Annotated in this window: 19 protein-coding genes; 10 read left to right on the forward strand and 9 right to left on the reverse strand. The window is 39.8% G+C overall.

The window, feature by feature from the left end; all coding sequences use genetic code 11:
* The first annotated feature begins 146 nt into the window (after positions 1 to 146).
* On the forward strand, positions 147 to 770 hold the full coding sequence (locus tag Q1A31_RS09490; protein ID WP_299875723.1) for a DUF1456 family protein: 624 nt from the start codon (positions 147 to 149) through the stop codon (positions 768 to 770).
* Positions 771 to 866: 96 nt separating this feature from the next.
* Here Q1A31_RS09490 and Q1A31_RS09495 read toward each other — a convergent pair whose 3' ends face one another.
* Complete coding sequence (locus tag Q1A31_RS09495) at positions 867 to 1484, reverse strand: LysE family translocator (RefSeq protein ID WP_299875725.1); 618 nt, start codon at positions 1482 to 1484, stop codon at positions 867 to 869.
* Between the two features lie 74 nt (positions 1485 to 1558).
* Between Q1A31_RS09495 and Q1A31_RS09500 the strand changes: the two genes are divergently transcribed.
* From Q1A31_RS09500 to Q1A31_RS09510, 3 genes are all read left to right on the forward strand, one after another.
* Entirely contained in the window at positions 1559 to 2461 is a 903-nt protein-coding gene (locus Q1A31_RS09500) for a LysR family transcriptional regulator (protein WP_299875727.1), read from the forward strand.
* Between the two features lie 107 nt (positions 2462 to 2568).
* Positions 2569 to 2961 carry a DUF302 domain-containing protein gene (locus Q1A31_RS09505; RefSeq protein ID WP_299875729.1) on the forward strand — a complete coding sequence of 131 codons (393 nt, stop codon included), beginning with the start codon at positions 2569 to 2571 and terminating at the stop codon, positions 2959 to 2961.
* Positions 2962 to 3264: 303 nt separating this feature from the next.
* Positions 3265 to 4344: a thioredoxin fold domain-containing protein gene (locus tag Q1A31_RS09510; protein ID WP_299875731.1), complete on the forward strand. Its 1080-nt coding sequence runs from the start codon at positions 3265 to 3267 to the stop codon at positions 4342 to 4344.
* A 66-nt stretch (positions 4345 to 4410) separates the two neighbouring features.
* On the opposite strand, the gene Q1A31_RS09515 is transcribed toward Q1A31_RS09510, so the two are convergent.
* The 3 genes from Q1A31_RS09515 to Q1A31_RS09525 form a co-directional block, all read right to left on the reverse strand.
* Positions 4411 to 6186, reverse strand: a complete 1776-nt coding sequence (locus Q1A31_RS09515; protein WP_299875733.1) for a TRAP transporter fused permease subunit — start codon at positions 6184 to 6186, stop codon at positions 4411 to 4413.
* 52 nt (positions 6187 to 6238) lie between these two features.
* Positions 6239 to 7198 (reverse strand): TAXI family TRAP transporter solute-binding subunit, encoded by a 960-nt coding sequence (locus Q1A31_RS09520; RefSeq protein WP_299875736.1) that lies wholly within the window; start codon positions 7196 to 7198, stop codon positions 6239 to 6241.
* 155 nt (positions 7199 to 7353) lie between these two features.
* Entirely contained in the window at positions 7354 to 8205 is an 852-nt protein-coding gene (locus Q1A31_RS09525) for a PA4780 family RIO1-like protein kinase (RefSeq protein WP_299875877.1), read from the reverse strand.
* Positions 8206 to 8496: 291 nt separating this feature from the next.
* On the opposite strand from Q1A31_RS09525, the gene Q1A31_RS09530 reads away from it, so the two are divergent.
* Positions 8497 to 9894, forward strand: a complete 1398-nt coding sequence (locus Q1A31_RS09530; RefSeq protein ID WP_299875738.1) for a pyridoxal-dependent decarboxylase — start codon at positions 8497 to 8499, stop codon at positions 9892 to 9894.
* A gap of 207 nt (positions 9895 to 10101) precedes the next feature.
* Here the strand turns inward: Q1A31_RS09530 and Q1A31_RS09535 are convergent, their stop codons facing one another.
* Complete coding sequence (locus Q1A31_RS09535; protein ID WP_299875740.1) at positions 10102 to 10848, reverse strand: CoA pyrophosphatase; 747 nt, start codon at positions 10846 to 10848, stop codon at positions 10102 to 10104.
* A gap of 159 nt (positions 10849 to 11007) precedes the next feature.
* On the opposite strand from Q1A31_RS09535, the gene Q1A31_RS09540 reads away from it, so the two are divergent.
* Positions 11008 to 11322, forward strand: a complete 315-nt coding sequence (locus Q1A31_RS09540) for a hypothetical protein (protein ID WP_299875742.1) — start codon at positions 11008 to 11010, stop codon at positions 11320 to 11322.
* A 112-nt stretch (positions 11323 to 11434) separates the two neighbouring features.
* Here the strand turns inward: Q1A31_RS09540 and Q1A31_RS09545 are convergent, their stop codons facing one another.
* The 4 genes from Q1A31_RS09545 to Q1A31_RS09560 all read right to left on the reverse strand — a co-directional run bounded on the left by Q1A31_RS09545 (position 11435) and on the right by Q1A31_RS09560 (position 15442).
* Positions 11435 to 12196 (reverse strand): hypothetical protein, encoded by a 762-nt coding sequence (locus Q1A31_RS09545; RefSeq protein ID WP_299875744.1) that lies wholly within the window; start codon positions 12194 to 12196, stop codon positions 11435 to 11437.
* A gap of 403 nt (positions 12197 to 12599) precedes the next feature.
* Positions 12600 to 12938 carry a high-potential iron-sulfur protein gene (locus tag Q1A31_RS09550; RefSeq protein ID WP_299875746.1) on the reverse strand — a complete coding sequence of 113 codons (339 nt, stop codon included), beginning with the start codon at positions 12936 to 12938 and terminating at the stop codon, positions 12600 to 12602.
* Between the two features lie 312 nt (positions 12939 to 13250).
* Positions 13251 to 14522, reverse strand: a complete 1272-nt coding sequence (locus tag Q1A31_RS09555) for an O-acetylhomoserine aminocarboxypropyltransferase/cysteine synthase family protein (protein WP_299875748.1) — start codon at positions 14520 to 14522, stop codon at positions 13251 to 13253.
* A 308-nt stretch (positions 14523 to 14830) separates the two neighbouring features.
* Positions 14831 to 15442 carry a DNA-3-methyladenine glycosylase gene (locus Q1A31_RS09560; protein WP_299875750.1) on the reverse strand — a complete coding sequence of 204 codons (612 nt, stop codon included), beginning with the start codon at positions 15440 to 15442 and terminating at the stop codon, positions 14831 to 14833.
* Positions 15443 to 15701: 259 nt separating this feature from the next.
* Between Q1A31_RS09560 and Q1A31_RS09565 the strand changes: the two genes are divergently transcribed.
* The 4 genes from Q1A31_RS09565 to Q1A31_RS09580 all read left to right on the forward strand — a co-directional run bounded on the left by Q1A31_RS09565 (position 15702) and on the right by Q1A31_RS09580 (position 20222).
* Complete coding sequence (locus Q1A31_RS09565) at positions 15702 to 16184, forward strand: hypothetical protein (RefSeq protein WP_299875753.1); 483 nt, start codon at positions 15702 to 15704, stop codon at positions 16182 to 16184.
* Complete coding sequence (locus Q1A31_RS09570; protein WP_299875755.1) at positions 16136 to 16849, forward strand: substrate-binding domain-containing protein; 714 nt, start codon at positions 16136 to 16138, stop codon at positions 16847 to 16849. Before Q1A31_RS09565 ends, Q1A31_RS09570 begins: the two co-directional genes overlap by 49 nt.
* 15 nt (positions 16850 to 16864) lie before the next feature.
* A complete protein-coding gene (locus Q1A31_RS09575) occupies positions 16865 to 18730 on the forward strand; it encodes an ATP-binding protein (protein ID WP_299875757.1) in 1866 nt (621 codons plus the stop codon).
* Between the two features lie 76 nt (positions 18731 to 18806).
* Positions 18807 to 20222 (forward strand): sigma-54 dependent transcriptional regulator, encoded by a 1416-nt coding sequence (locus Q1A31_RS09580; protein ID WP_299875759.1) that lies wholly within the window; start codon positions 18807 to 18809, stop codon positions 20220 to 20222.
* Positions 20223 to 20319: the final 97 nt, after the last annotated feature.

The following is a 20319-nucleotide window of genomic DNA, read 5'->3' on the forward strand; positions in this document are numbered from 1 at the left end:
TTGATTTAACAGTGCGTAAAAAAGGGCCTTATAAGTAGGGGGGTGCCTATTGATCTAATAGAGTATATATTTTAAAACTCTGGTACAGTTCTTAACTATAAGGTCTGTAAAGACAATCACCGTTATTTGCCTTGAGGGTATATTTTTTGAAAAGTAATGATATTTTGCGTCGCGTTCGTTTTATCTTTAATTTTGATGATTCAAAGATGATCGCATTAATGAGTTCTGCGGATGAAAAAGTAACACGTGCTCAAATCAGTAATTGGTTGAAACGTGATGATGATCCAGAACAAGTAGCGCTGACTGATAGCCAACTCGCATTATTTTTGAATAACTTTATCGAATCCAAACGCGGTAAACGCGAAGGCCCTAAACCACCGCTTGAAAAGAGACTCAATAACAATCAGGTTTTCATGAAAATGAAAATCGCTTTGAGTTTACAAGCTGAAGATGTGCTGGATATTCTGGCAAAAGCTAATTTTAAAATGAGCAAACACGAACTGAGTGCTTTTTTTAGAAAGCCCGGTCATAAGCATTATCGTGAATGCAAAGATCAGATTTTACGTAACTTCCTGCATGGTCTGCAGGTGATTCATCGTCCCGATAAAATTACTCCTTCGAGTTCTACTGTAAAGACCACGGCGAAAAAGCCGTCAGCTAAGAAACCTTCTGCGGCAAAACCTACCTCTGCGGGGTCGTCTAACGTAGCACCTCCAGCAGGCTATCAATGGAAAAAGAAACCAGATACTAAGTCCGATGCAGATGAATAGCTGTAAGTAGTCGTTGTAAATAGCCGCTGTAAAGAGCCGCTGTTAAGACCAGAGTGGTTTGTTGATTTTTAACGCTCACGACTATTTACAAATCAATCAGGCATGACTAGTCGTCGCCAAAAAAGCAGAAGCGCCGAGTAAAGCTGAGCCACCTACTCGGTTCAATAAAGCAGGGCGATTCTGCATAAACCCTAAAAAACGTTGTGCAGATAAGGCGTAGAGCATCACCCAGATAAAATCTAATATTGCCATTGTCGGACACATAATAATTAATTGAGCCAATAAAGGTTTGTCAGGGTCGATAAACTGTGGGAAGAACGCAGTAAAAAATACAATTGCCTTGGGATTTCCGGCGGCAACTAAAAAGCCATTGATATAGAGTTTTCGTCGGGTGATATTGTGTTTAAGATGAGCTAGCTCTAACGCTTTCGGTTTACTTAACACCATTTTGGCTCCCATATAAACCAGGGTAAAAACACCAAACCACTTGATCAACTGAAAAGCCAATTCAGAGCTTGCGATGACTACACCTAAACCAATCGCAACTAGAATCATTTGAATAAAGTTGGCACTGATATCACCTAGTGCGGTAAAAAGTGTTTTTTTCGCACCATAGTTCATCGAGTGCACCACACCCAGTAGAATGCTCGGCCCCGGAGTCATGGTTAAAACGAGTGAAGCGGCAACAAATGCCAACCATGTTTCAAAATTCATACCTACCTTATTGATCTGTTTATGACGGATTAATCGAATAAGTATGTTATAAATGAATCATTAGTAATAATTAAATGATTTATAGTCATAGTATGGTATTTGATCCTTCGCTCACCGCATTACGCGCCTTAAAAAGTCTTGAAAAAACAGGCAGTGTTTCTCGAACGGCTCAAGAACTGGGGCTAACACAATCAGCGGTTAGCCGTTCAATCGCAACCTTAGAGAAAGCTGTTGGCTTACGCTTTTTTAGAAGAGATAGTCGCCCTCTTGAATTAACCGAAGAAGGTAAGATAGTCGTTTCTCATGCGAATGAGATTGATAAATCGGTGATCGCTCTGGGTGAGCGCCTTGACGCATTCAGGCGAAATAAAGCAGGTTCAGTACGTATCGGGTCTTTTGGGGCGAGCGCTTCAACGCATTTACTGCCGGAGTTATTACAAGGCTTTAGTAAACGCTACCCAAATATTGCACTGAGCATTCAGGAAGATCCAGATCAGGGCGCATTATTAGCGCTGAAAGAAAACCGTGTTGATGTCGCAGTTATCAGAGACCCGGGAGATGGTTTTGACAGCATCACCTTAGTCACAGACAGATTAGTTGCATTGATTCCAGAGGAGGATGAGTTGGCATCATCGGCTAAAATTTCTCCGCTTATGTTATCCGATAGACCCTTTATATTTTCACTGGGTGGTAGTGGCCCGGCGATTTTAAAATGGTTTGATCGTGAGGGCGTCGAGCCTTTAATTTCACACCGCATCCATCAAACCTATTCAATATTATCGATGGTGAAAGCGGGCTTTGGGAATGCCATCGTTTCATCATTATCGATACCTGAAAAGATCGAAGGGGTAAAAATCATCCCACTTAGTCCGGCTTCTGATTTTCGGGTTGTGATAGCGCGTAAACCATTAGAGCCTCGTTCTAAAGCAGCGGGAATTTTTTGGGATTATGTGCCGCGTCTTAATCTACGAAGCTAATCAAACCAAACTCGATCGATTTGCTTAATATCAATGTGGATAGCTGTCTTTCACCCTAGTATTCTTGTACTTTTACAATTCATCACATTCATTATTTTGGAGCCAATATGTCTTACACATTATCTACCAGTATCAAACAACCTATCGATCAAGCTATCGAAACACTCAAAGCCACCTGCATGAATCACAAGCTTGGTATCGTGAGTGAAGTCGATGTTCAGGCTACGATTAAAAACAAGCTGGGCGAAGAAATCCCGCCTTACAAAATTCTGGGCGCTTGTAATCCGGGGATGGCAAAACAAGTGATAACAGCGTCACCTAAAGCGGGCGCATTATTACCTTGTACGATTGCAGTTCGTGAAGTTGATGGCGAAACTTTCTTTGATTTTATGGCACCGGAAGTAGTATTAACGCTTGATACGAATCCTGAGATTCAGGCTGTAGCGACTGAAGCGACCAAGCATATCAATGCGGTTATTGCCGATTTAGAAGCGTTATAATTAATCACCTTGTTATATAAAGAAGAAATAAGATGAAAAAACAACGATAGAAACTTTCGTTATTTCGTTTTGATAAAGCCGGAGTAGTCACCACTGCTCCGGCTTTGTTATTTGAGCGAAACAAAAACTACGTCAGTTGAAAGGTATATCTAATTAAAAACTGCCCCAAAGTAGGGGGGTGTGAATTTATTTAATTTTTTGATTTGAGTTATACTTTTAATTATATATACATATTTATATCTTAGATTTTTAGTTACAACCCCGTAACTCATTAATACATTTAGATATATTGAGGTTACTCTGATGAAATTGTTTACTAACAGCCAGCAACTAAAATTAATAAGAACAATTCTTTTCGTCATATTTAGCGCAGTTCTCTCTATTTTTACACTCTTGCAACCGTCTTTCGCCGCTTCAAATGGCTTCGAAATAAGCCATTCACATAGTTATCCTGACTGGTTTATTGATAGCCCGTTTCTGGATATGGAAGAAGCAAAAGATCAGGCAATAAGTGAAGATAAAAAAGGGTTGATGATTCTTTTTACCACTCAGGGATGTTCCTATTGTGCGCAATTTATTAAACGTAGTCTCGGCAATCCTCAAATTGCCAAGCAGGTACAAAATCATTTCGCTTCGATAGGTTTAGAAATCTTCGATGATACCGAAATGGTCTCACCAGCAGGGGTTACAATGTCAGTGAAGCAATTTGCCTTGCAGGAAGGTGTTGGTTTTGCTCCGACTTTATTGTTTTATGATGACGAGGGCCGACGTGTATTGCGTCAGGTAGGTTATCAGGCCCCTGACCGTTTTGTACATTTAATGGATTATGTCGCTAACAAATCGTATGACAAACAAAGTCTGAGTGAGTATTTAGCAACAAAAACCTTGGATAATAAAACTTCACCTGCGTATACCCAATTACGCACTGATAAGCTTTTCGATACGCCACCTTATGCCTTGGACCGAAGCTATTTTGATGCGAGTGAGCCATTAATGGTGCTGTTTGAAAAGACCGGCTGTAGAGAATGTGAAGGTTTTCACAATGATGTATTGAAGCGAAAAAATGTCAGAGATGCGCTGCAAGAATTTCAAGTAGTTCGCATGGATGTGAATGATAGCGAGACACCGGTGATATTACCAAACGGTAAGCTCACAACCCCTGCTAAATGGTATAAACAAACATCGTTCAGTCGACTTCCCGCCGTTATGTTTTTTAATGAATCAGGCGCTCTGTCTTTGCAAACCGATGCTTATATTCTAGAAAACAGAATGATGAATTCAATCAATTACATGCGTGAAAAGGCTTACCTAAAAGACTGGACCTATCAACAATTTTCACGATCTAAAGCGATTGAAAAAAACCTGCAACAAGAAAAAAATTAGTTAAAAGTAGGGGGGTGACCTTCAAACTCATTTATCAATTCAAATTTTGGTGTTTAGGATTAGGTGTTAAATGAATACCACAAATAAACCCGCAACAATCAACCCAATCTTGATGATCATTTTGGGCTTTGCAATAAGCCCATAAGATACCAACGCCAATCCCAGCGCAAGTTTTATAAACACTAACAGCGCCATTAGAGGATTAGTAACAAGTGTAATAATCGCGGGGTTTGCAATCATTCCTAATGGGATAATATAAAGTCCGACACCTAACGCCATTGCGGTAAATGCAACCTTCAGCCAGTTTTCACCAATCATTCCCGCTGCGATAAAAACAGCGCCGCAAACCGGGGGGGTGATAGTAGATAGAAGCGCAAACCAGAATACAAATAAGTGAGCGATCAGTGGTTCTAGTCCCAATTTTTGTAAAGCAGGACCTGCAACCGATATACAAATCACATAAGCTGCGGTGGTAGGCACTTCCATGCCTAAAATCAAACAGGCCAAGGCGGTAAGCAATAATGCGGGCCAGATTTGTTCGCCACCTACGGATAGAATCAAAGAGGTGATTTTGATGCCCAAGCCAGTTTGCCCAAGCACACTGATAATCAAACCTGCGCATAAAATTATGGAGGCAATCACTGCGATTTGTTCACCCGCATTTAGGCAAACATTTTTTAGACGTTGGCTTGTTTTCTTAAGATCAAAACTTAAATTGGCATCGAGAAATAGCAGAATAAATCCCGAAAGAATCGCTCCGGCTGCAGCAAACTGGGGTGTATATCCACCGATAAACATCAGTCCCAGTAATATAATAAAAGGTACGGCGAAGAAGCTTGCTGTGATAAATACGGTACGTTTTTCGGGTAATTGATCTTTTGCCAATGGCTGTAAATCGAAACGATCCGCATAGGCGTTTATACCTATCCAAACAGTGAAGAAATAAAGAATCGCAGGCAGAATGGCGGCTCCCATGATCTGGGTATAAGGCGTTCCAGTCAGTTCTACCATGACGAAAGCACCCGCTCCCATCAGTGGAGGCATGATTTGTCCGCCCGAAGACGCTACAGCTTCTACTGCACCGGCGAGTCGTTTCGGGTAGTTAAGCTGCTCCATCGCTGGCAGGGTGATGGCACCGGTTGAGGCGACATTGGCAGAAGCCGAACCAGAGATTGAGCCAAACAATGCGCTGGATAATACCGAGACTTTAGCGGCCCCCCCTTTAAGTTTGCCAGCGGCTGCTGTAGCAAGATTCATAAAACCTTGTCCGGCTTCACCGGCATTTAATACCGCACCCATAATCACGAATATCGCCACGATATTTACTGATACGCCAGTGAGACTGCCCCATAAGCCACCTTCAGCGACGGTCATGGTTCCTAGAAAACTTTCGATGGGTAAGCCAGGGTGGCCAAATTCACCGGGTAAATGATTACCGAATAATCCGTATAACAGAGCCAGTGCAGCTATCGTTGGCAGTGGCCAACTGATCGCGCGACGCGCCATTTCTAATACACAAATAATCAGAAAGCCGGCAAACCAGATCTGCCATTGGCCTTCCAAAGATCCGTATTGATCTGATAATAGCTCATGATTGAAGGCGATATAAAAACAGGCTGCTAAACCTAATACTGTAAACACACCCCCCCACTTTTGGGCACTTTTTGTTTTAGCCAGAAAGATAAACACCCACGGAAGTGCGAGCGCCATATGCAAAGGGCGACTGACTAAGCTTGGGATTAAACCACTGAAAATAAGCCAGATATGAAAACCCACTGAGAGTGCGCCGAGGAGCACCCACAGTGGTTCAGTAGAGCCGAGTGGCTCTTTTTTATTGAGCATTTTTTATACTTTTATATTTTTTACTATTTTAGGTCTTATTGTAATTACTTGATTAACGAAGCGCTTCAGGTACTTCAGCTTTGATTTCATCGTAATACTTCAATGCACCCGGATGCAGTTTGCCATAAACGTTTTCTAACATTTTTGGTGTAACAGCATTCCACCACGCTGTATCTTTTCCAAGATTTTCTTTTTGCGTCCAGTAAGTCTTGGTTAATAAATACGCTGTATCGTCATCCATTTGAGTTGTCGCGTGCGCAACTACAGGTAATGATGTGGTCACAGTGTCTTTATCAACACCCGTGTAAGTACCAGCAGGGATCACTAGACGAGTGCGTTTGGTCTGCTTGATCTGATCATCTGTTAACGATAGTAAAGAAATACCAGTGCTGGCTGCAGCTTCGATGACGTTAGGTGCAGGGTAAGAACCTGCAGTCACAAAACCATCAATCTGTTTGTTTTTCAACGCTGCAACGGCGGCATTTAATTCAGCACCCGCTTGTTTCACTTTACCTTCAAGACCGAATAGTTTTAGGTATTTTGTGCCTTCTTTAGCGCCGAATGAGCCTTTACCAATCAGCATTGTTTTTCCTTCTAATCCTGCGAAGTCAGTAATGCCGCTGTCTGCTCTAACTACGAAATGCATGGTGAGTGATGGAATAGGGAATAATGCACGGATGTCATTAAACTTAGGATTTCCTTTGCCTTTGAACATCGCGATTTCTTTTTGCGCTAATTTTACTAAAACCGGAGGGGTCGTGAATACATAATTGCCTGAGCGCTTTGCCGCTTCCATGACATTTTGTACCGAACCCTGACTTTCCTCAACGGTCACGATCACTTCGCCATCGCTGCCTTTTTTCATGGCTTCAGCTAGTTGAACTGCCATTTGATAATATGATGAGCTGGTTTTCGCAGATTTAAACGTTACGCGTGTTTCTGCCTGCGTGCTAAAACTAGTGGTTAAACCTAAAACTAGGGTAGCGATGAATACCGCAAATTGTGATTTCATAAATGAATCCTTCTGATTAAAAATAAACGCTTTTTTTATAGGTACAAATATAGAACTAATTGTAGATCTATAAGCGTAGTTTAAGATTGTTTGATTTTCCGTTAAATTCGATTATTTGTTAAAAAATGCCCTGAAAGTAGGGGGGTGACTAATTATTAAGCGTCATTCTCGCGTAAACGCTCTAAGCGATTTTGCTCTTCATCGAACGCTGCTTTTATTTCTTCAAGCACACCATCGACATCAGCTGCAGTGGTATCAGCAACATACTCACCGGTTAATACGGTATCGGGTTGGAGTTTGCCTTCTTCATAGAGTTGCCAGATTTCTTCTGCGAAATGTGTTTCGTGTAGATAAGGATCAAACTGGCCGAAGTAAGTCACCATGTTCTGTACATCGCGAAATAGCATGGATTTGGCGTTGTTATTGGCGGCTGCATTGATAGCTTGTGGCAAGTCGATAATCACTGGACCGTATTCGTCGAGTAACACATTGAATTCAGATAGGTCTCCATGGATTGTTCCTGCACACAGCATTCGCACCACATCTTGCATGACGATGGCAAAGTTTTGAATCGCTTCTTCTTCGGTCATGGTGACATCGCCAAGGCGCGGAGCGACGTCGCCATTTTCATCGACGATTAACTCCATCAACAGCACACCATCCAGACAACCATAAGGTTCAGGGACGCGCACATCGGCATCTGCGAGTAAATAGAGCGCATCGACTTCGGCGTTCTGCCAGATTTTTTCCTGTTCCTGACGGCCGAATTTAGAGCCCTTTTCCATCGCGCGGGCACGGCGGCTGTTTTTTACTTTTCGCCCCTCAGTATATTGAACTGCTTTTTTGAAGTTACGCTTGGCGGCTTCTTTATATACTTTAGCTGCACGTACTTCATTGCCACAACGCACCACATAGACATCCGCTTCTTTACCGCTCATTAATCGACCGATCACTTCATCTACTAGGCCATCATCTACCAGAGGTTGTATTCTCTTTGGAATTTTAATGCGTTTTTCCTCAATTATTTCAGAAGCCCTTTTTACCTTATTTCCAGGTCTTAGGGAATATGCATGTTCTGTTTAATCCATGTTCTGTTAAATATAGGTTTAAATGCGCTTTAAATTCGTAGGGCTTTCATCTGCTTTGCTAAGATGCTTTGTTAAGATTTTAAATATTTTTCAAATATCGACCTATACTCAATCGTTAGTTTGACCAGCTCGAAAGTTTTAAATTTTAACCGGCTGTTAAACTACAATAGATCATACATCAAAATCAGTCACACAATCTGGAAGCGTAATATGCACAGTCTGAACAATGAATTAGAAATGCTCAAGCAAGTCATCCAGGACTTTGAAAAAGAGCGACCTGTAAATACAGCGGGTTCAGCCAGAGAAGTACTCGAAACGCTGGATGTAGGCTTATCAGATTCGGGTTGCGACCAGGATACCTTGGTGGATTTCGCGAAGAAATATGTGGCGTTAAATCCTGATGTCAGCCAGACAGATTTCTTCAAATTATTATATTCCGGGATTAATGCGCCCGGATTGTTTGGTGAATGGGTCGCCAGTTTAAGCAATGCCAATATGCATACCTATCAAATGAGTCCTGTTGCCACTTTGATGGAGCTAGAGTTAATCAAACAATGGAATCAGTTGATTGGTTACGAACAGGGTGAGGGCGTGTTAGTCAGCGGCGGTAGTCAGGCTAATCTGATTGGAATGATGTTGGGCCGACATCATAAACTGGGTGACTGTAAACGTTTGGGTTTACAAGGTAAAACCCTGATCGCTTATGTTTCTGACCAAGCGCATTACTCTAGTCAACGAGCAGCAAATTTATTAGGTATTGGCACCGATAACCTGATCGCAGTCGCCAGTGATGAAGATGGCAGAATCATTCCGGATGAACTCGAAAAAGAAATCAAAGCGTCATTGGCCAAAGATCATACGCCTTTCTATATAGGTTTAACCGCTGGCACTACGGTGATTGGTGCTTATGATCCGATTAAACCCTGTGCTGAAATCGCCAAACGCTATGACCTTTGGTTGCATGTCGATGGTGCCTGGGGCGCACCCGTTTTATTTAGTAAGGAACATCGCCATTTAATGGATGATGTGTCCCTATCCGATTCGATGAGTTGGGATGCGCATAAACTATTAAGCGTGCCGCTGACTTCTTCGGGGGTGCAGGTGAAAAAAGCGGGCATATTAAAAGAGGCGATTGCGGGTGGTGGCGGTGAGTACTTGTTCCATCAAGACGAGAATGCAGATTTTAATTTAGGCGAAAAATCCATTCAGTGCGGTCGCAGAGCTGATTCGCTAAAAGTCTGGATGAGCTGGAAAGCCAATGGCGCCAATGGTTTTGCAAATAAAGTCGATCATCTACAAGCGATGAAAAGACATTGCGTGGAGCAGATTGAAAACCATCCTCGTTTTAAACTTTTAGCACCCACAGCCTACTTGAATATCCTATTTAGATATGAACCAGAAACAGAACTGACAGAAGAACAATTGCGCGAGCTTAATATTACTATCTGTAAAAATCTGAAAAGCAAAGGATCTGCTTTTATCGATTACGCTAGCTTTAAAGGTCGAAGCGGAATTCGTTTGATTCTGGGCAATGTTGATACAACAAAGGAAATCGTTGATAAGGTATTGGCATTGTGCGCAGCTGAAGGTGATTTACTGACCAAGTAGATTGTTGAGAAAAACACCTAGCTCCGCATAAATTATTCGGCTACGCCTCACCCTAAAGGGTCAGCTAAAGCTTTTGTCTCGCAAGCTCGGCTCTATTTAGGTTTTTTACAAAACAAAAACCTAATATCATTCCGCAAAGCATAAGTTCCTTTAGTCATTTTAAACAACAAAATGAAAAGTCACTTAAAAGTAGGGGGGTGACCTAAATTATTCTTTTGGGTCATACCTTAGTGTTTTAATCAAAGAATGCGTCATTCGAGCGGTCGCACCCCATAATAATTCGCCGCCGTACTCTTTAAAATACAATACAGGAACGGGTTCTTCCACATTGGGTATCTGGCGATAACGCACTTCGTAATTTTTTTCGTCCGCCAACCACTCTAGCGGCAGAGTAAAGGCATGGCTAACTTCTGAGGTTTGCAGGGTAAGTTCGTAAGGCCAACTTACTATTGCAACTACGGGGGTTACTTCAAAATGACTCACCGTAAAATGTGGGTTTAGTTCTCCCAGTACTTTCACATCATCAGGGTTTATTCCGATTTCTTCGTGGGTTTCGCGCAGTGCGGTATCTATCAATGATTGATCGGTTTTTTCCTGTTTACCACCAGCAAAGGCAACCTGTCCGCTGTGCATATCATTCTCGATGATCGAGCGTCGAATAAATAATAGGTGCCAGCTATTTTCAATTCTAAGAAAAGGAATCAGGACTGCGGCTTTACGTTGTACTTTTTTTAGCTGGGCAGTGCGCTGGCTGTTTTGAGTAGTGTTGTAATTATTATCAAGTGGACTTTTATCAGCTGAGCTATTGGCATGTAGCGACGATGGAACATCAAAACTAGCTGGAACTTGCCTGTTTAGGCGTTGTTGTATTTCTTCAGCGCTTAAGTTGTTGAAAAAGTTGTTAAATTTTATCATTGTAAAACCATCTGTATCGTCTATTAGTACTGAATTCATACTCAGTTTTTACTGAATTCACACTTAAATTAACCTTAGCAGTTTGACTCCATTTTATCTAAATTTTAATCATTTAAATTTAGATATCAAGATACTGGTCGAAACTTATAACTAAGCTTATAGTCCTATCAATTAAGTTAATTAATAGAAGGTGTCGTTATGTTTGAGAAAAATTTAAGTTGTGAGTTACGCGTGGTCTTTGCAAGTTTGTCCGTAGTCTTTTTACTGACTGCATTGTTTGGCAAGTTTTTTGCCATTATAGGTTTAATTGCAACAGCATTTGTGGCGGTAACCGGAGTTTGTTTGGGTGCTAAAATTATAGGACCTGCGTTTTGTAAAAAGTCGGTAACCGATGCCCTAAGTTCAGCGACTGATGAAGTGAAATCAGCAGCCGATGAAGCTTATGACAATGTCAAAGATGCTACTGATGATATCGTCGATAAAGTTAAGGACAAAATATCAAAAAAAGATTAATCGATATTATGTTTAATTCATAAGGTAACATTAAAAAAGCCCGGTTATGCCGGGCTTTTTTTTCTGTTTTAAATACTATGGGTCAATGTATCGCTACAGGTAAATGTAACGTTTAATACCAGGCGTAATTGTTGTGATTCTGTCTTGGCTGAGACCAACGAGTTAATCGATTAGAACTTTTATGGCGAATATTGTTTGAAGCAACATCCTGCATACGATTGATTCTTGATTTCTCATGACGGTTCAATCTGCCATCGCGCTTGTAATGAGCAATCTTGTTTTGAATCTGACGCTGTTCCTGACGCAATTGTTTTACTTCTCTACGCACTAACTGACCATTTTCTCTACCCTGATGAATTCTGCGTTGCTGTCTTTTTTGACGCTCAAAAATTGATACGACATGACGTGGTACTTTATTGTAATTTCCAGTGTTATAACCGCGGTTATAAATTACATTTGGTGCAGAACTACTCCAGGTAATTGAAAAGGATGATTTTGGCTTTTTGTGATGACGTTTAGTTACATAGCGCTTATCATTTCTGTGCTTGTTATGAATCTTATTATCTAGCTTCCTGATAATACGCTTATGTGGAAGATTTGATGGCTTTGGCGGTTTAGCTTTAACCACACGATGTGTTTGTTTGTGTTTTGAATTGTACTGTTTAGATGCATGCTTTTTTGCATCTCGGCTGTTTTGTTTATACGTTCTATGCTTTTGAGCACTTTGTTTATGATTTCTGTGTTGTTGGCTGCGGTTCTGGTCATTCTTATAGCTTTTATTTGGACCAAACTTAAAGTCATCCGCTGCTACGATTGAAGGTGTTACTACCGAAACCGTTAGGCCTAGCAATGCTATTAATAGTGAGTTCTTCATCTGATACTCCTTCCTGAGTTAGTTAATTTTTATAAATAGATTGTCACAACCTATGTAAAGTAAGAGGGGTGTAAGTCAGGAAGGTTTCGTTCTTTACACTTCTTTACAATTACTTATTAAAACTTACGTAATGAGTGTATTAAAGCTTAAAAATAGCGGGTAAATGATGGTTCGTGGGTCAATAAGGCAATGAATATAGATGATAATTTATTGATAAAGTAATTCTAACTTGGATCAAATCTAATCAAACCAGACAATTATTCTTAGTGTTTATTGATAGTGTTGTGGATATAAATACGTGTTTAAACAAGGCAAAAAAAAGCCGAAAAGCATTCTCAGCTTCTCGGCTTTAGAGCACTTTTTACAGCGCTTTTACAAATCCTGATACAAAAGCTAATACAAATTAAGCTTTTTTAACATAAGCCGTACACCAGCCTTTTGCGCTAACTTGCTTTCCAGCAAAGATAGTACATGTTCCTAATGTGTCAGATTTACTTGTGTATAAAGCACATGAAGAACAGCTCTGTTCAGCGGTGTGCTTAGTTTGAACAGCACCATCTACAGTGGCTGTATCTTTTTTGTAACCCAGGGCTATTGCCATTGGATCATCTTCAGTGACTTCTGGTAAATCATCAGCGTAAACACTAGGTGCAACGATTGAAGCTGCTACAACAGCCGATAAACCAAAAAGGCTTTTCTTAAGAATGTTTCTACGTTTTAGATCAATAATACTTTGTTCCATTTTTTTAGTCCTTTATTAGTTAGACATTATTTGTCATGACATCATCAGTAATGATAGCCATGATTGCTTGTGCGCGAACGAAAGTATCTTCCTTTAAAAAAACTGTAGCATTGATATTTATCACTCAATTTACTTTTATTTTTGCAATGAGTTTGAGCGCATTTTTTTAGAATAATAGGGGTGAATGACGAAGAAAAACGATGGGGTATTTAGTGTGCCTGAATTGATTTTTAGCTAATCAGAAACAAAACTGCCGGAAAGAATTCCCGGCAGTCTTAGCGCTTTTATAGAGTATATAACGCTTGGTGTGGCTTAAACCTTTTCCAGAGCTTGACTCACATCAGCAATAATATCGTCGATGTTTTCGATACCCACCGAGATTCTTATAAGGTCTTCACTGACCCCAGCTTTGGCTAATTCTTCAGGGTTTAACTGGCGATGTGTTGTGGTTGCAGGGTGACACGCTAGTGATTTTGCATCACCGATATTGACGAGTCTCAAAATCATATCAAGTGCATCGATGAATTTTCCACCGGCTTCCAAACCACCTTTAACGCCAAAGCTTAGGATGCCTGATGCTTTACCTTTGGTGATTTTCTTACAGGTTTCGGCATAAGGGCTATCGGGTAAAGTTGCATAATTCACCCAATTCACTTTTTCATGATTGCTAAGGTAAGCGGCTAGTTTTTCTGCATTCTCACAGTGTCTTTCCATACGAATACCGAGAGTTTCCAAACCTTGTAGAATCAGAAATGCACTGTGTGGTGCAAGTGCAGAACCGGTATTTCTTAATGGAGCAACACGACAACGACCGATATAAGCCGCAGGACCTAACGCCTCTGTGTAAACCACGCCGTGATAAGAAGGATCTGGCTCATTCATTACTGGGAATCTTGCTTTGTTTGCGACCCAGTCGAACTTGCCCGAATCCACAATCATTCCACCGATTGAGTTACCGTGACCACCGATGTATTTAGTCAAAGAATGAATCACGATGTCAGCCCCAAAATCAATCGGGCGACATAAGAAAGGTGTAGCTACCGTGTTATCTACCATTAGCGGTATGCCGTGCTTTTTAGCAATTTCCGCCAATTTTTCTAGATCAACGATATTACCCGCTGGGTTGCCAATAGACTCACAGAAAATCGCTTTGGTATTTTCATCGATGGCATTTTCAAACCCTTCGTAATCATCATGCGTGACCATGCGAACTTCGATGCCCTGACGTGGGAATGCGTGTGCGAATAAATTGTAAGTGCCACCATAAAGCTGACTGGTACTAACGATATTAGAACCTACTTCACAGATACATTGAATCGCATAGGTAATCGCTGACATGCCTGAGGCAACAGCAAGACCTGCAATTCCACCTTCCATTGCTGCAACGCGTTGTTCCAGAACATCGTTGGTAGGATTCATGATTCGGGTATAGATATTGCCAGGTACTTTCAGATCAAAAAGATCAGCGCCGTGCTGGGTATTATCAAACGTATAAGAGGTTGTTTGATAGATAGGAACAGCTGCTGCTTTAGTAGTAGCTTCTGATTTATAGCCGTGGTGAAGTGCAAGTGATTCTAATTTCATAGCGGTACTCTTTTTTATAGATGTTTAGGTTATTTAGATATGTTTAGATTTGTATTGAAAATATATTGGGATTTTGGAAAATAGTTATTAAATTAATTTTAAAAAGTATAATTTGAATGGAGTCTGTTTTTCAATTCAGTCGAATAATAACGCAAAAAAGCCCCAGCTCTGCATAAATTCTATTTACGTTTTTTGAAAACAAAAACGTAATATCATTCAAAGTAGGGGGGTGTCAAAAATTAAATAATTATTCTATTTTCTATTTAATTTATATTTAAGTCCTATTGATACATTCGTTAAGCGACTAGTTAAGTCGGAGCACCGTGGTAATAGTGCCATAAAAACAAGCTGCCTACAGAGCGCCACGGAGACCAGTGCTTTATGATTTCTTTAGCTTCCGCAGGTGTTGGTTTTTCGTCCAGACCTTTAAGCTTTTGTAGTGCTACCAGTAAAGCCAAATCCCCAGAAGGGAAAACATCGCTGCGTTGCAAAGAGAACATTAAATAAATTTCGGCACTCCACGGTCCAAACCCTTTGAGTGCAACAATGGCTTTAATCGCTGCTTCGTCATCCATTGTTTCAAGAGACTCTGGTGCAAAATCCCCTTGAGTAATTGCACTGGCCATGCCTTTGATGTATCCGGTTTTCTGCTTGGATAAGCCAATTTCACGCAATTGTTCATCGCTTAGATCTAATACTTTTTCAGCAGTTAATTCAGGGAGTAAATCACGTGCACGTTTTATTATCGCTGCCACAGCATGGGTGGATAGTTGTTGGCCGACCACGATTGAAAAGAAGGTTTCAAAACCAGCCGGACGGATTCGTGGTTCAGGGTAGCCGTATAGTTGTAATGCCTTAGCAACATCTGAATCATGCGTAGCAATTTCATCAAGACCTTTTTTGATTATTATATCGTTCATGACAGATATCCATTAGAGTTTAAAAAAAACTTGCTATAAGTACGGGGGTGACCTTCAGACAACACTCGTTATAAATATTTAGCATAGTTAACGATAGAAAACAGGATATTAATTTATCTAACAGTTATAAATAATGTGGTTTTTATACTATTATATTCAGTTGCATGGATATCAAAACTATTTTTAAGCAATGGTTGTTGGTAAATGGTGTTAGTAATAGTCAATACGGATCAATTGGGATAATGGTGATTTAATTTTTATGAAAGGGCTTATTACTAAACTGTTTACAGTTTTTCTCATCAGTGTATTTGCTATTACTTATTCCTCAGCTTCAACAGTTCCCCAGATTAAAAAACCATCAATCGTATTTTTAAGCCCTGAGTTTCCTGAAAGTGATTTTTTTCATACGGTCACTAAAATAATGCAAGCAGCGGCGAGTAGCCTGGGTGTATCGTTAGAAGTGGTCTATGGAAACGATAATCCTGTTAACATCCTGGAGCAAGGTACTCAAATAATAAATCGCAAGAATAAAGCTGATTATCTGGTGATGGTTAACGATATATCTTCTACCCCGGTTTTAATGAAACTTGCGCATGATCAGGGACAAAAAACGTTTTATTTAATGGGGCTATCGAAGCCGAATTGTATGATCGATATCATGCAGAAAATTCAGCTTCATGGTTTGGGAGTTTGTTGCCTGATGACGAACAATCAGGTTATCAGTTGGCTAAGGTGCTGGTGACGCAGGCTAGAAGAAAAGGAATACAGGATAAAGATGGAAAAATTAATATTATCGCTATTAACGGCAATCATCGAAGTTTAGTGCCAAAGAGTAGAGAAAAGGGCTTAAAGCGTTTTGTTAATGAAAATGCGGATGTTAAATTATTGCATGTAGTTAATGCTTACTGGAGTCAAGACAGAGCTCAGGGTGCAGTGGAAAGACTATTAAAATTGTATCCGGAAACTAACATTATTTGGTCGGCATCTGATTGGATGGCTTTAGGTGCTATTAGTGGAGCAGAAACTATGCAGCGTAGAGTGGGTAAAGATATCCTGATTTGTGGCATTGATTGGTTACCGGTCTCTTTTGATCAAATTAACAAAGATCATCTGGCTTGCTCTATTGGTGGTCATATTTTTGATGGCGCCTGGCTTATGGTTCTATTGCATGATCAGTTCAATCATCTATATCCTCAATACGTTCAGGAACAAACGCATTTCACTACAGTAACAAGTAAAAATTTGAGTGTTATTGAAACTATTTTTAAAGATGAATTATGGAAAAATATAGATTTTAAAAAATTCAGTAAGGCTTATAACAATAATGGACCTGTGACTGAGTTTGGCTCTCATTTATTAATTAAAGAACTCGTCAATAGTAAACTCTTAATGAACGAACTCAACTGAAAAGAAGAATAAGAAATGAATACAATCACACATAGATTAAACAAAGCGCTTCTTTTTTATGTCTTCGTCTTTAGTACCTTCGTGACTATGTTAGCGACAACCACGCAGTTATATCTAGATTACAAACAGGATCTCGCTTATCTCGATACGTTGTCTACGCAAATACAAAAAAGTCATGTAAAGGGCCTGTCAACTGCAGCCTGGAATATGGATGTATTACAAATTCAGGTTTTGCTAGATGGCTTGGTTGCCATCCCCGAAGTTACTTACGCCAGTGTGTTGTTTCAGGGTGATAAAATTTCAGAATCGGGTGACGCAAATAATAAAAATTCAATAAAGCACCAGCGAGATCTGAAATACGAAAGACGCGAAGAAGTGATCCATATAGGGGAGTTTAATTTCCACATTAGTAAAGACAATGCTATTCAGTCCCTCATTAATCAGTTTTTTATCGTTCTGTTCATTAATTTCATTCGAACCTTTCTGGTAGCCGGTTTTATCCTGTTTATCGTGGATTTCCTTATTACCAGACACCTTGTGAAAATCACCACCTCGCTGAAGAAGATCGAGTCTTTTGAATTATTAGACAATGAAATTAAGTTAGAAGGAAACCGCAGTAGAAGAAACGAATTAGATGTGGTGGTCAGTTCTATCAATGAGTTGCTAATAAATTTGAAAGAACTCTGGGAAAATTATCGTATCAGTGAAAATAACTTCTTCCAGTTAGTAGACAATTCCAATCAGGGAATTTTGATAAGTACTGAGGGTAAGATCGATTTTTGCAATAAACAGTTTCTTAGGATGTTTGGTTTAAAGTCGCTGCAAGATATCGATTATGAACAATTTTCGCCGCACTTAATTAATTATGGTAAAGATATCTACAACGTAAATATAGATACGCTTACAAAGATAAATGAAGATTATAGAAAAGTAAAAAATGAACTTCATTTAGATAAGACCAATCAGGATTTTATTTTTTATAGCTCAGCTGCTATTTGGCATAATAAATTTGGTACTTTATTAATGTTTGTTGACGTGACAGAAGCAGTACAGTTGAAGAAACGCTTAAAAGAACAACAAGCCAAGTTAATTCAAAAAGATAAAATGAATACCTTGGGTGTAATGGTTACTGGTATTACCCATGAGGTCAATAATCCGAATAATCTGATCAAGATTAATGCGGAAGTGATTCAGAATAGTTGGAATGAAGTGTTGCCCATTCTGGATGATTATTACGCAAAGCATCCAGGAAAAAACCTACAGAATATTCCTTACGATGAAATGCGCGGATTACTGACTGGGGCGATGGAGGATACATCAACTGCAAGTAAACGCATCGAAAAAATCATATCGGGTTTATCTACCTTCATCAGAGGCGAAGAAACACTGGAGATGAGTCAATGTGATCTGGCTAAAATAATCGTAGAAACCATCAAAATGCTTCAACCACAAATTAAAAAACGTAGGGTTAATATTCAGTTTAATAACTACAAACCATTGCCTTTATTTGATGCTAATGCCGCATTGATCAATCAGGTATTTGTTAACCTGATTTTGAATGCTGTGGAAGCTTGTGATCCGAAGAATTTTCAAAATGATCAACAGGGTGAGGTAATAATAGACACATCTATGACAGAAGATTATCTTTGTGTCATTATCAAAGACAACGGTATCGGTATCAAAGAAAAGGATATCACCAAGGTTTTTGATTTGTTCCAGTCATCTAAATCAACAATTGGCGGAACAGGTATTGGTTTATCCATTGTATATTCATTGATAAAACTACATAAGGGTGAAATATCGGTAGAAAGTGAAGAAGGATTTGGTTCTACATTCACCGTAAAATTACCGATTAAACAAGCCAAATCAGATAAAAGCTAAATAAAAAAACAAATAAAAAGTCAATAAAAAAGTAAGTAACTAAAGTAACAAAAAAGGATCCTCCTTAGGGTGATAAATGAGTAATTCGAGTTCAATTTTACTGGTAGATGATCAGCAGGATGTACTGCGCAGTCTTTCTTTATTATTTCGTACTGAAAAATTCACCAATGTTACGGCGATATCAAATTCAGAAGAGGTAATGCCGTACCTTAAAAACAACACACCAGATGTAATCTTGCTTGATATTCACATGCCAGTAATAGAAGGCAGTGAATTACTCAAATTAATCAAAACCGAATACCCGGAAATTATCGTGATCATGGTGACTGCTAATGATCAAGTGAGTATCGCCGTTGAATGTACCAAATTGGGCGCTCACGACTATTTCGTTAAACCCGTTGATCAATCACGCCTGATACATGTTATTAGAAATGCACTGGAGAATAAATCACTCAGCGATGAGCTAATGTCTGTGCAAAAATTTTTGATGTCGGTGAAGCAATCCAGTAATCCAGCTTTTGCCTCGATATTGACCGTTAATGAAGAGATGAAAAAGCTGTTTGTGTATATCGAAGCGATTGCACAATCGAAGCGACCCGTATTGATTTTAGGCGAAACCGGAACAGGTAAAGAGCTGATGGCTCAAGCGGTTTATGATGTTTCGAATAAAAAAGGCAAAATGGTATCGGTGAATATTGCGGGGCTTGATGATACCGCTTTTAGTGATACTTTGTTTGGACATAAAAAAGGCGCGTTTACAGGTGCATCGACATCTCGTGAAGGGCTTATTAAGCAAGCAGGTGAAGGCGCTATCTTCCTCGATGAAATTGGCGATCTGGATCATCAATCACAAATCAAATTGCTCCGATTAATTCAGGAAAATAATTATTATCCGCTGGGTTCCGATACCCTCGAAGAAAATAATGCGCGTATTATTACGGCCACGCATCACGAGCTTAATAAGCTGATTACCGAAGGGAATTTCAGGCAGGATTTATTCTATCGCCTGCAAATACATACGATTAGAATTCCACCGTTACGAGAGCGTAAGGAAGATATTCCGTTATTGTGTGAATACTTTTCGATTAAAGCCTGTAATGAATTACAACTATCAAAGATAGAAATCCCCGATTCCTTGTATGAGTTTTTATCTCAATACGATTTCCCGGGGAATGTCAGAGAACTTGAAATGCTGATTTATGATTCGGTAACGCAAACGACTGGGTCTGTCTTGAATGTGGAACATTTAAAACAACAGATTACCTTAAATGCGAGCCATCATAATCCTATCGATGATAGTGAGGGATTATCGCCTGAATTATCAATATCGCCCGAGACCAAGACCTTACCAACCATCAAAGAATTTAACGATAATTTGATCAAAGAAGCATTGCGTAGAACCAATAATAATCAAAGTGAAGCGGCGAAAATACTCGGTTTGACTAGACAGGCGTTAAACAAACGCTTAACCAGAAATAAGACATCTGATTAGAAACCGTATTAAGTAGATTACCCTGAAAGCAAAGCCGTCTAGCATGAAGGTGACCTAAGGAAACAAGTTAAGACAAACCACTCATGCTCGGTAAAAA

It is taken from the genome of uncultured Cocleimonas sp., assembly GCF_947495625.1.
Classification (GTDB): domain Bacteria; phylum Pseudomonadota; class Gammaproteobacteria; order Thiotrichales; family Thiotrichaceae; genus Cocleimonas.

Excerpts from the sequence above, each read along its gene's own strand:
- Q1A31_RS09495 (WP_299875725.1), bottom strand. The coding sequence starts at position 1,484 with ATGAATTTTGAAACATGGTTGGCATTTGTTGCCGCTTCACTCGTTTTA.
- Q1A31_RS09500 (WP_299875727.1), top strand. The coding sequence starts at position 1,559 with ATGATTTATAGTCATAGTATGGTATTTGATCCTTCGCTCACCGCATTA.
- Q1A31_RS09505 (WP_299875729.1), top strand. The coding sequence starts at position 2,569 with ATGTCTTACACATTATCTACCAGTATCAAACAACCTATCGATCAAGCT.
- Q1A31_RS09510 (WP_299875731.1), top strand. The coding sequence starts at position 3,265 with ATGAAATTGTTTACTAACAGCCAGCAACTAAAATTAATAAGAACAATT.
- Q1A31_RS09515 (WP_299875733.1), bottom strand. The coding sequence starts at position 6,186 with ATGCTCAATAAAAAAGAGCCACTCGGCTCTACTGAACCACTGTGGGTG.
- Q1A31_RS09520 (WP_299875736.1), bottom strand. The coding sequence starts at position 7,198 with ATGAAATCACAATTTGCGGTATTCATCGCTACCCTAGTTTTAGGTTTA.
- Q1A31_RS09530 (WP_299875738.1), top strand. The coding sequence starts at position 8,497 with ATGCACAGTCTGAACAATGAATTAGAAATGCTCAAGCAAGTCATCCAG.
- Q1A31_RS09535 (WP_299875740.1), bottom strand. The coding sequence starts at position 10,848 with ATGAATTCAGTACTAATAGACGATACAGATGGTTTTACAATGATAAAA.
- Q1A31_RS09540 (WP_299875742.1), top strand. The coding sequence starts at position 11,008 with ATGTTTGAGAAAAATTTAAGTTGTGAGTTACGCGTGGTCTTTGCAAGT.
- Q1A31_RS09545 (WP_299875744.1), bottom strand. The coding sequence starts at position 12,196 with ATGAAGAACTCACTATTAATAGCATTGCTAGGCCTAACGGTTTCGGTA.
- Q1A31_RS09550 (WP_299875746.1), bottom strand. The coding sequence starts at position 12,938 with ATGGAACAAAGTATTATTGATCTAAAACGTAGAAACATTCTTAAGAAA.
- Q1A31_RS09555 (WP_299875748.1), bottom strand. The coding sequence starts at position 14,522 with ATGAAATTAGAATCACTTGCACTTCACCACGGCTATAAATCAGAAGCT.
- Q1A31_RS09560 (WP_299875750.1), bottom strand. The coding sequence starts at position 15,442 with ATGAACGATATAATAATCAAAAAAGGTCTTGATGAAATTGCTACGCAT.
- Q1A31_RS09565 (WP_299875753.1), top strand. The coding sequence starts at position 15,702 with ATGAAAGGGCTTATTACTAAACTGTTTACAGTTTTTCTCATCAGTGTA.
- Q1A31_RS09575 (WP_299875757.1), top strand. The coding sequence starts at position 16,865 with ATGAATACAATCACACATAGATTAAACAAAGCGCTTCTTTTTTATGTC.
- Q1A31_RS09580 (WP_299875759.1), top strand. The coding sequence starts at position 18,807 with ATGAGTAATTCGAGTTCAATTTTACTGGTAGATGATCAGCAGGATGTA.